Origin of the sequence: Nonomuraea sp. JJY05 (genome assembly GCF_043496855.1) — a bacterium.
In the GTDB taxonomy this organism is placed as follows: Bacteria; Actinomycetota; Actinomycetes; order Streptosporangiales; family Streptosporangiaceae; genus Nonomuraea.
In genome coordinates this window covers 1-10240 of sequence record NZ_JBIEIS010000056.1, presented here as the reverse complement: position 1 = coordinate 10240, position 10240 = coordinate 1, and the positions used below count along the sequence as shown (strand labels likewise).

General features: G+C 67.4%; 12 protein-coding genes. 5 read left to right on the top strand and 7 right to left on the bottom strand.

The window, feature by feature from the left end; all coding sequences use genetic code 11:
- Positions 1-265: 265 nt before the first annotated feature.
- From ACFKCF_RS52755 to ACFKCF_RS52745, 3 genes are all read right to left on the bottom strand, one after another.
- Positions 266-670 carry a hypothetical protein gene (locus tag ACFKCF_RS52755; RefSeq protein ID WP_394503860.1) on the bottom strand — a complete coding sequence of 135 codons (405 nt, stop codon included), beginning with the start codon at positions 668-670 and terminating at the stop codon, positions 266-268.
- Between the two features lie 243 nt (positions 671-913).
- Positions 914-1279: a hypothetical protein gene (locus ACFKCF_RS52750; protein WP_394503858.1), complete on the bottom strand. Its 366-nt coding sequence runs from the start codon at positions 1277-1279 to the stop codon at positions 914-916.
- Between the two features lie 102 nt (positions 1280-1381).
- Positions 1382-1582: a hypothetical protein gene (locus tag ACFKCF_RS52745; protein ID WP_394503857.1), complete on the bottom strand. Its 201-nt coding sequence runs from the start codon at positions 1580-1582 to the stop codon at positions 1382-1384.
- Between the two features lie 939 nt (positions 1583-2521).
- Here ACFKCF_RS52745 and ACFKCF_RS52740 point away from each other — a divergent pair.
- Complete coding sequence (locus ACFKCF_RS52740; RefSeq protein ID WP_394503855.1) at positions 2522-3292, top strand: ISAs1 family transposase; 771 nt, start codon at positions 2522-2524, stop codon at positions 3290-3292.
- Positions 3293-3345: 53 nt separating this feature from the next.
- On the opposite strand, the gene ACFKCF_RS52735 is transcribed toward ACFKCF_RS52740, so the two are convergent.
- Together ACFKCF_RS52735 and ACFKCF_RS52730 are read right to left on the bottom strand one after the other, a co-directional pair.
- On the bottom strand, positions 3346-3684 hold the full coding sequence (locus ACFKCF_RS52735) for a hypothetical protein (protein WP_394503853.1): 339 nt from the start codon (positions 3682-3684) through the stop codon (positions 3346-3348).
- 9 nt (positions 3685-3693) lie between these two features.
- The gene (locus tag ACFKCF_RS52730) at positions 3694-4137 is read right to left on the bottom strand and encodes a VOC family protein (protein ID WP_394503851.1); all 444 of its coding nucleotides are present in this window, start codon (positions 4135-4137) and stop codon (positions 3694-3696) included.
- An 88-nt stretch (positions 4138-4225) separates the two neighbouring features.
- Here ACFKCF_RS52730 and ACFKCF_RS52725 point away from each other — a divergent pair, with 88 nt between their 5' ends.
- Positions 4226-4675, top strand: a complete 450-nt coding sequence (locus tag ACFKCF_RS52725) for a winged helix-turn-helix transcriptional regulator (RefSeq protein WP_394503850.1) — start codon at positions 4226-4228, stop codon at positions 4673-4675.
- A 172-nt stretch (positions 4676-4847) separates the two neighbouring features.
- Entirely contained in the window at positions 4848-5063 is a 216-nt protein-coding gene (locus tag ACFKCF_RS52720) for a hypothetical protein (RefSeq protein ID WP_394503848.1), read from the top strand.
- On the opposite strand, the gene ACFKCF_RS52715 is transcribed toward ACFKCF_RS52720, so the two are convergent.
- Both ACFKCF_RS52715 and ACFKCF_RS52710 read right to left on the bottom strand, forming a co-directional pair.
- The gene (locus tag ACFKCF_RS52715) at positions 5049-7463 is read right to left on the bottom strand and encodes an ABC transporter permease (protein WP_394503846.1); all 2415 of its coding nucleotides are present in this window, start codon (positions 7461-7463) and stop codon (positions 5049-5051) included. The two genes, ACFKCF_RS52720 and ACFKCF_RS52715, sit on opposite strands and share 15 nt — an antisense overlap.
- A complete protein-coding gene (locus tag ACFKCF_RS52710) occupies positions 7463-8167 on the bottom strand; it encodes an ABC transporter ATP-binding protein (RefSeq protein WP_364042522.1) in 705 nt (234 codons plus the stop codon). The genes ACFKCF_RS52715 and ACFKCF_RS52710 overlap by 1 nt, the downstream gene beginning before the upstream one ends.
- Positions 8168-8254: 87 nt before the next feature.
- On the opposite strand from ACFKCF_RS52710, the gene ACFKCF_RS52705 reads away from it, so the two are divergent.
- Positions 8255-8950: a response regulator transcription factor gene (locus ACFKCF_RS52705; RefSeq protein ID WP_364042520.1), complete on the top strand. Its 696-nt coding sequence runs from the start codon at positions 8255-8257 to the stop codon at positions 8948-8950.
- A 10-nt stretch (positions 8951-8960) separates the two neighbouring features.
- Positions 8961-10037, top strand: a complete 1077-nt coding sequence (locus ACFKCF_RS52700) for a sensor histidine kinase (protein WP_394503844.1) — start codon at positions 8961-8963, stop codon at positions 10035-10037.
- Positions 10038-10240: the final 203 nt, after the last annotated feature.

The window sequence follows — 10240 nt, the reverse complement described above, 5'->3', positions numbered from 1 at the left end:
CCCCCCCCCCCCCCCCCCCCCCCCCCCCCCCCACCCCCCCCCCCCCCCCCCCCCCCCCCCCGCCGGGGTTATCTTGGGTTCTTGGCCCTTTCTCGCAGGTCAGAACGAGATGATCTTGTCAGGCATGTAAGGCACGGTGCTGAACCGGGCAGCCATAAGCGCGAGGTTCGCGGCCCTGTCCCTCAAGCGCGGTGATCACCATGAGGTGGTCGGCGTTTCCCGGTAGCGGCGGCCGTGGCGCGGTATCGGCCAGCGCGTCCGCCGTTCATCCCTTGCATGGGCCCGGAATCCCCAGAGGTGCATGAGTGTTGCCGCCGCCGACCACCAGCGCGTCGGCTTCGGCCAGCGCCGGCTCGGGGTTCTGCGCCAGGTGGTCGGCCACAGCCGTGATGTTCGGTATGGTGCTGCGGTGGAAGTTGGCCGTGTCCGCCAGCGACTGGCGTGCCGCCTCGGGCGCGCTCTCCACTCGTGCCTCCAGGTCTGCCACGACCGCGCTCTGCCGCTCGGCCAGGTCTCGCACGGCCTGGGTGATCTGCTCGATCAGCGGCGGCTCGGCCGTCGCTGCAGGCGGCTCGGGTGATGCCGGTGATGCGGGAGCGGGCGGCTCGGGTGGTGGGGCGAAGTATTCGGCGGGGAAGTCCAGTAACGCCCTGCGCGCCAAGACCGACAAGTCGCCGCACACGCTGGGTCATGACGGCCACCCCGATACCGCATACCGTCGCCATGGTCGCCTACGGCAACCACCGGAGCTCCCCCTCCGTGACGAACCCTACTCGGGGTCCGCAGTCCGGAAGGTTGGGGGCGGGGCAACCCTCCGAGGTGACGCCACAGGCGGTGGTGGGCCAGGTCGGCGAGAAATGGGGTACGGCAGAGCCCGGCGCAGAGGCGGCCAGCGGGCACGGGGCCAGCGAAGTCAGCGAGCGAAGATGGTCTGGGTAGGGCTGCAGGTCATGGACTCCCATGCCGTCCACCGACAGACGGAGGCGCCGATGTGGATGATCTCCTCGACCGGCCCGTCAAGGTACATCTGGAACGGTGTCGTAGTCTCCAACGCCGTCGGCGAGCAGGCAGGCTCCGAGTATGACCACCGCTTGATGTAATATCCGGCGCCCGCAGGCTGGTAGCTGGTCTCGATGAAGGCCCTGGCGCACTGGCCGGCGTATGCCCAGATCTCCCCGTGGACCACGCCGTTCTCGTACGTCCCGGACATCGAGGCGAGGTACGTCGGGTGGTACAGAGGACCCCAGAACACTAGGAACAGTGCCACGAGTTTTGTCATGGTCAACAGCGTCAGGGATCACCGGCGGCGCCGCTTGAGTAGGGCATACTCAACTTCCGCCGGGCGATCAGCACGACAGGCAGATGGTGCTGATACACGAAGTCATTCGACCCGGATGTCCTCGTTCACCACGGCGGACGCCTGGATGGCGGTCAGCTGGATGTTAGTCACCCGTGCCGTCCAGCCGGGGATTGCATGGCATGACGGGACGATAAAGCCGGGCTCCGTCAAGGTGAAGGCATGCTGCAGGCTATATGGCGCCTGGCGCGGCACCGGCAGGTTGAACAGCGCGAATTGATCCATCGGGGCCTCGCCGGGTGGATATTTGGCCGCGCCTGCAGGTCACCTGATGTACGGCGGAGTCGTAGTCGTTCCGCAGCGAGAAGTACTCGCTCGCCAGATAGGAGCCTGCGGGCACGGACAATCTGGCGACCGGCTTGAGCGTGTCCTGGAACTCGATGTTTTCGTGTGCAGGGTTGTGCACAGGCGAGCGGGGCAGTGCATTCCGGATGTCACTCAGTTCGTCGCTCAGCGTGCTCTCGGTACCGCCTTCCCTTGCCCTCGTCCTGGCCACAGCGTCCAGATCATCGCCCGTATCGAGTGCTTGGTGACCGCGCATACACCATCCCCATGGGCCAGAGTGGTGACCACCTGGAAGTCCGCGCCAACACCGGCCTGGAACTACACGGCAGTCGCTTCGACGATCCTGCTGCCGCCCGACGACCACCTGGCCAGCGTCGGCTCGCTGTCGGACACGGACCTACCCAACGGCCTGGTCGTCGCCGAGGACGGCGTCGCGTTGGCGACCCGGTGGATCGTCCACGGCGACGAGGACGTCAAGGTCGAGGCAGGCGCATGGACATCTACTACGGACTGCTGGAACGCAGCGTGGAGGAGCATTCCGTCCTGGATGCCGTCATCTCACCTTCATACACAAGACCTCGGCCCTTATCGACCCCGATCCGCTGCGCGTCGGCGTTGCTATGACCCACCATCCGTTGACGGGCTCTCCGGGCCTACCTATGCTCGCGCCCTGCTGGTCCTCAGGGATGAGCGCCGGTGCGGATTTCTCGATGGCCCAATCAGCCACAATGGTCCCATGGAAGCCGCCGCCGGTGGCGACCTCGCCTGGACGGCGACGCCTTCGACAGCGCCACCTGCACCTATCTGGCCTCGCTCGCTGCATGCGACCTACCCGCCGCCACGAGCAGCCGCCCCTCAGCCCGGACCGAACTCGCCGGCATGGCCGTGGACGGCAAGACCCTGCGCGGCAGCCGCACCCCTGACGGCACGGTCCACCTGCTGGCCGCCACTCGTCATGACACCCAGATCGTCGTGGCCCAGCGGCAGGTCCAGGCCAACAGCAACGAGATCCCCGCGTTCACACCCCTGCTGTCCGGACTAAACCTGACCGGCGTGGTGATCACCGCCGACGCTCTGCACACCCAGCACGCCCACGCCCGGCAGATCGTCGAGGCGAGCGGTCACTACCTGTTCATCGTCAAGGGCAACCAGCCCACACTCCTGAGCCGGCTCAAGGCCCTGCCCTGGCGCGAAGCGATCCTCAACGACCGCACCGACGAGCAAGGACACGGCCGCCGCGAGATTCGCCGCATGAAGATCTGCACCGTCCGTCCCGGGCTGCCCTTTCCACACGCCGCCCAGGCCGTCCAGGTCAAACGCCGCCGCACCGACCACAAGACCGGCAAGACCACCATCGTCACGATCTACGCCGTCACCAGCCTCCCACCAGGCCGGATCACCCACGCCCAACTCGCCGCACTGATCCGCGGCCACTGGAACATCGAAGCCCTGCACCACATCCGCGACGTCACCTACCGCGAAGACGCCTCCCGCGTCCGCACCGGCACCGCACCCCGCATCATGGCCAGCCTTCGCAACCTCGCCATCGGCCTGGCCCGACTGATCGGCTGGACCAACATCGCCGCCGCCACCGACCACTACCGCAGCCACCCCCTCGACGGCCTCCAGCTACTCGGATTCACAACATGAGAACGCTTCGGCCTTGGGATCGGGTAGGTGCTGCTTGCCCTGGCCGGGATCGTTCATACGGGGAGGGCGTCTCCGGGGAAGCCATGGCAAGGGTGAACCTCGCAGCGCATCATCCCGGCTCGCACGCACGGGTCTCCGGCCATGATCTCCGCGGCTTCTTCGGCCGGCACGGTCATGATCGCGACGCCGGCCACGGTGTCGGAGGCGACCGGGCACAGGATCACGATCACCCCCTCAGCGCGCAGCGACACCATGCGTCGCTGGTGTTCGAGTTCGATTGCGTCCGCGCCGTCCATGGTCCGCTCCGGCCCCCACTGAAGGAGCGCCAGGCTGTAGGGCTTCGCGGTCGCGGCCAGAGCCCGAATCTGTTCGTCGGTCACGGTCGTGCTCATGATGTCTCCTTACTTCTCGATGCGCTCGGCCAACGAGACGATGATTCCTTCGGGCCCGCGGACGTAGGCCATCCGCCACACGCCCTCGTATTCGCCGATGCCTCCCACCAGGCCGTAGCCGTCGACTGCGGCGTGGTCGACCGCGGCTTGGAGGTCGTGCACCTCGAAGGCGACGTTGCGCAGGCCCAGTTCGTTGGCCGGTGCGGCAGGCGAACCTGGGAGGTGGTCCGGCCGCGTGAAGCTCGAGAGCTCCAGCGTCGTACCTCCGCCGGGCGGTCGCAGCATGACGATCTCGGTGCGGGCGTCGGTCATGCCGATCACCGTGTCCAGGAACTCGCCTTCGACAGCCATCTTCCGATCGGCCTCCAGACCGAGGCTGACGAAGAACGCCGTCACGGCGTCGAGGTCGGCGACGGTGATGCCGACGTGGTCGAAGCGCCTTATGAATGTCATCGGATCCCTTTCGAAGTTTCTTTAAGAGACGCTGAGAAAGGTAACACTCTAGGTTCCGTAAGGGAACCCCACTTGCTAGATTGCTGCCATGCAGCGAACTCGGTTCGGGGAGATGGCGTGTTCCATCGCGCGTACCTTGGACGTGATCGGCGAGCCCTGGTCGCCGCTGATCCTGCGCGACGTGTGGGCCGGGGTGCGCCGCTTCGACCACATCCAGGCCGACCTCGGGATTTCCCGCAAAGTACTCACCGAGCGGCTCAACCACCTGGTCGAACAGGGTGTGCTCGAGCGGCTGCCCTACGACGCCCGCCCTCGCTACGAATACCACCTCACCGCCAAGGGCGCCGACCTCGTCGAGATGCTCATGGTGATGGCGCGGTGGGGTGACCGCTGGCTCGCCGGCGAGGCCGGGCCTCCCGTCCTGTACCGCCACCATGCCTGCGGGCAGATCGGCCACCTCGACCCGCGCTGCAGTCACTGCGGAGAGCCGATGCACGCCGACGACGTCGACCTCCTCCCAGGCCCGGGTTCGGCCTGATGACCAAAGGCCGTGACGCCGACTTCCCCATCGTGACCTCCGATCGGGGCCCGTTCACGCACGAGGAGAAGCAGGTCGACGCCGCGCTGAGCACGGTTGCCCGTCGTGTCCGCCTGCGGCGATCCAGGTCAAACGCCGCCGCACCAATCACAGGACCGGCAAGACCACCATCGTGACGATCTACGCCGTCACCAGCCTCCCACCGGGCCACCTGATCGGCTGGACCAACATCGCCGCCACCAACGACCACGACAGCAGCCATCCCGCCGATGGACTCCAGCACTCGGTCTCACGACATGAGAACGCTTCGGCCCTGGTTCCGCGCATGGCTGGCGGACTTCATCAGCCGCCAGCCAAGCGATTGATGAAGGTATCAGTCGAGGGATAGCCCTGCGGCCGGAGTCACCCGGGCGGCCCGGCGTGCCGGGAGAACAGCGGCGAGGAGTCCGGCCAGGGCGGCGATGAGGACGACGATGCCGAGTGATGGCCAGGGGACCTGCATGGTGGCGTCGCTGAGAGCCCGCTTCACGAACGTCTCGTAGCCGGCCCAGGCGAACCCGACGCCGATCACGGTGCCGAGCAGAGTGGCCACCACCGACAGCAGCATTGCCTCGGCCGCCAGCATCCGCCGCAGCTGCCTGCGAGTGAGCCCGAGCGCGCGCAGCATCGCGTGTTCGCGGGCGCGTTCGAGGACGGAGAGCCCCAGGGTGTTCGCGATCCCGATCAGGGCGATCACCACGGCGATTCCGAGCAGGCCGAGCACCGACCAGGTGAGGATTCGCAGTAGTTGGTCCTCTGTCGCCCGGGCCTGCAGATTGTCTTGGATCTCCGCGCCGGCCGCATTCGCCAGCCCGGCCAGATCGTCGACGAGCTCGAGCGGATCGGCGCCTGCGGAGGCACGAACCCAGATGACGTGTGGTTCGGGGGATTCGGTGAGCTGTGCCAAGGTCCCGGGCGCGACCACGCCCGCCCGGCCCCAGCCGGTGCCGGCGACGACCTGCAACTGGGCTCGCCGGTCGCCGACGCGCACCGTGCCCCGGTCACCGGGCCGCAAGCTCAGCTTCTTGTCAAAGGCCGCATAATCGAGTCTGATCTTCCCCGGCTCCACCCGGGCGAACGACCCACCGTCGCGGGCCACCTGCTCCGCGTCCGGCGCGGTGACGACCAGGATCGGTTCGTCGAGCCCCGCCACCTGAGCCATGGCGCCCTCCACCGGTATGGCCTGCTCCACACCGGGAGTGCGACGTACCTGGTCGAGGAGGTCGGTGGTGACCGGCGTCTCGGGCGAGGTGAGCGCGACATCGATGGGGTGATCCCTGTCGCGTTCCTCGTCCACGGCCGCACGTGTCGTGGCCGATCCGGTGAGCACTGCGGTCGCCAGGGTGATGCAGACCAGCAGGGAGGCGGTGGTGGCGGCGGTCCGGCGGGGGTTGCGCACGGCGTTCTTGGTTGCCAGCCGCCCGGCGGGGCCGAGCAGCGCGCCGGTGATCCGGACCAGGCGGGGAACGAACGCCGGCCCGAACAGGAGCACGCCGGTGAACACCGATCCGCCGCCGACCAGCATGAGCGCCGTGCTGTCCTGGACCATCGCCATCCCGAGCAGGGCCAGCCCGGCGACCAGGAGGAGTGCAGCGAGCGCCAGCCTTACCCGGCCGGTGGCCGTGTGTCCGTCGACCGCGGTATCCGGGCGCAGTGCCGCCAGCGGGCTCACCCGGACCACAAGCCGGGTCGGCAACAAGGAGGCGAGCATGGTGACGGCCAGGCCGACGGCGAACCCGCCCAACAGCCAGGGCACGGGCGGTTCGGCGGCGCCCATCGGGGTGGTGGGTGCGAGGGTGTTGATCAGGGCGATCAGCCCGTAGCCGAGGCCGACGCCGACCAGTGTCCCGGTCAGCGACGCGAGCACGCCGACGGCGGCCGCCTCGCGGCGTACCGAACCCACCACCTGCCGCCGGGTCGCGCCGACGCAGCGCAGCAGTGCGAAGTCGCGCAGGCGTTGCGCGAACAGGATGGAGAACGTGTTCGCGACGACCAGGACCGAGACGAAGACCGCGATGGCGGCGAACACCAGCAGCATCAACGCGATCATGTCCGTGTGGTTGCTGAGCCTGGCCTGGCCGGCCGTGACGTACTCCTCCGGCGAGTACAGCGCGGCGCCCTCCGGGAGCCTGCCTACCTCCCCGCGTACCGCCACCCTGCTCACGTGGAAGGAGGGGTGGTCGCGCCAGTGTAGGAACTGCGGCCAGGTGACGTACACCGAGGCCTGGACCGTGGGAGAGGGCGACTCCACGAGGCCGACCGCTACCAGGTCGGTCGCGGTGGCGCCCTCGCCGATCCGAATCCGGTCGCCGATCGCGATTCCCCTGGCCCGGGCGTCCCACACGTGCACCACCGCCTCGCCCGTGCGTTCCGGGAAGCGGCCTGAGATGAGCTTCTGCCAGCGCATCTCCTCCGCAGGGGCGATCGGCCCCACGGTCATCTCGGAGACCGACCTGTCGCCCGTGCGCGTCGGCAGCAGGACCCGGCCGAGCCCGGATGCGTTCTCGCCAAGGCGCTCGGCGATCTCGATCGCGACTGACGTGTCCAGGGTCTCGTCCACGTGGTCGGCGTCGACCACGTGGTCGGCATTGCGGAACGGCGCCCCGGCGTTCTCCATGAATCCGGCGCGTGCCCCGGACGTGATCACGCCGATCACGACGACGAAGGCGACCGAGACGATGACCGCGATCGCCGCTGCGACATACCTGCGGGTGTGGGTGCGCAGCGACGCGAGGAAGACGGTGCGCATCAGGCGATCCGCCCGTCCTGCATGATGACCACGTCGTCGGCGTAGGTCGCCGCGTCCCGCTCGTGGGTGACCATCACGACGGTCTGGCCTAGCTCGCGCGCCGACCGGCGCAGGTGACCCAGCACCTCCGCCGACGTGGTGCTGTCCAGGTTTCCGGTGGGCTCGTCGGCGAACAGCAGGTCCGGCTGGGTTATCAGGGCCCGGGCGATCGCGACCCGCTGCTGCTGGCCGCCGGACAGCTCCGCGGGCCGGTGACCGAGCCTGTCGGCCACGCCGAGGATATCGGCGAGCATGCGCGCGCGCTCCCGCGCCGCGTCGTCGATCCGGCGACCGCCCAACTCGAGCGGGAGCACGATGTTCTCGCCCGCGGTGAGCATCGGCAGCAGGTTGAACGACTGGAACACGAAGCCGATGTGCTCGCGGCGGAAGATCGTGAGCGCATCGTCGTCGAGTGATCCGAGGTCGGTGCCGGCCACGGTGACGGTGCCACCGCTGGCCTGGTCGAGTCCGGCCAGGCAGTGCATCAGCGTGGATTTGCCCGACCCGCTCGGCCCCATGATCGCGGTGAATCTCCCTCGTGGGAGGTCGAGGTTGATGCCGCGCAGGGCATGCACCTGGGCATCGCCTTGACCGTAGATCTTGGTCAGGCCCCGCGCGCTGGCGGCCACGGTCTCCTGAGTGGCCTGCTGGGTGGTGGTCGTCATGCCGCCAGTCAAGGCAGCGTGGCGTTGTCGGCGCGTATGTGGTTTTCGATATGCCGACGATATGCTCCGGCTCCTAGCATCGAGAGCATGCGTGTCTTGATCGTCGAGGACGAACCCTACCTGGCAGAAGCCATCCGCGATGGCCTACGCCTGGCAGCGATCGCCGCCGACATCGCCGGTGACGGTGACACCGCTCTGGAACTGCTGAGCATCAACGCCTACGACATCACCGTCCTCGACCGCGACATCCCCGGCCCCTCCGGGGACGAGATCGCCGAACGCATCGTCGCCTCCGGCAGCGGCATGCCTATCCTCATGCTCACCGCCGCCGACCGGCTCGACGACAAGGCCTCCGGGTTCGAACTCGGCGCCGACGACTACCTCACAAAACCCTTCGAACTCCGAGAACTCGTGCTCCGTCTCAGAGCACTCGACCGCAGGCGCGCCCACAACAGACCACCCGTGCGAGAGATCGCAGGGTTGCGTCTGGATCCGTTCCGCCGCGAGGTCTACCGCGACAACCGCTATGTCGCGCTCACCCGGAAACAGTTCGCCGTGCTCGAAGTCCTCGTCGCTGCCGAGGGCGGTGTCGTCAGCGCCGAAGAACTCTTAGAGCAAGCGTGGGATGAGAACGCCGACCCCTTCACCAATGCCGTGCGCATCACTGTCTCGGCACTGCGCAAACGGCTCGGCGAACCCGGGATCATCGCCACCGTGGCCGGCGTCGGCTACCGCATCGACACAGCACCCGGCACCGGACGTGAGGGAGGGAACCGTGGATAGGGCGCCTGGTTTGAGCGTTCGTCTCAAACTTGCCCTCAGCTATGCCGGGTGCGTCACGCTTGCAGGTGCCTTGGTACTCGCGGCCGTGTGGGTGTTCCTTCGGCGTTATCTGTCCGACGGTGTGATCTTCGCCTTCAGTCGTTTTGATCCCAACCGGCCCGACCCGCTGCACGCTTTCGCTCCGGTGGCAGCCGCAGTGTTCACGTTCCTGCTGGTGTTCGGTGTCGCGGGAGGGTGGATTCTCGCCAGCCGCATGCTCACCCCTCTGACTCGCATCACAGACGCCACACGCAGGGCCGCGCACGGATCACTCTCCCACCGAATCCGGCTACAGGGCCGCAGAGATGAGTTCCGCGAACTCGCCGACGCCTTCGACGCCATGCTCCTACGGCTCGAAGCACACGTCGCCGAACAGCAGAGATTCGCAGCCAACGCCTCCCACGAACTGCGCACCCCGCTGGCGATCACGCAAACGCTCCTCGACGTGGCCCGCAACGATCCGAACCGCGACACCGGCGAGCTTGTCGACCGCCTCCGCGCCGTCAACACCCGAGCGATCGACCTCACTGAAGCATTGCTCCTGCTCAGCCGCGCCGACCAACGGTCCTACACCCGAGTACACGTCGACCTGTCCCTGATAGCGGAAGAAGCCACTGAAACGCTCCTCCCCCTCGCAGAAAAACGCGGCCTCACCATCGAGACCTCCGGCGACATCACCCCCACCAACGGTTCACACGCGCTCCTCCTGCAGATGACTACGAACCTCGTGCACAATGCGATCGTCCACAACCTGCCTGAACAGGGCACCGTATGGGTCACGACCACCGTTCACCCGGAGACTGTGGTGCTCACTGTCGAGAACACCGGCGAGAAGCTCGCCCCACAATTGGTCTCCACGCTTGTCGAGCCGTTTCAGCGCGGCACCGAACGCATACGCGCCGACCACGCAGGTGTCGGCCTCGGCCTGGCAATCGTCAAAAGCATCGCCCAAGCACACGACGGAACCCTCACCCTCACCTCCCGCCCCGCTGGCGGGCTCCGCGTCACGGTGCAACTACCCGCCGCACCACCGCACATCGGCAGATGACGATCAGGTAGCCCATCCGGCTCACGCCCACCTCATGATCACAAAGAACCTGAGCAGTTACGATTGTGGAGTTGCCCCGGGGGTCTGTACGGTCACTGGCTCTGGCCCACTTTCGGTGGTGACGGAAAGTGATAGCTCGTGTCGGTCCATCGCTATCTCGGCGTGCCGTGCCAGCGTGACGTCGGTGTGACGTAAAAGATCTT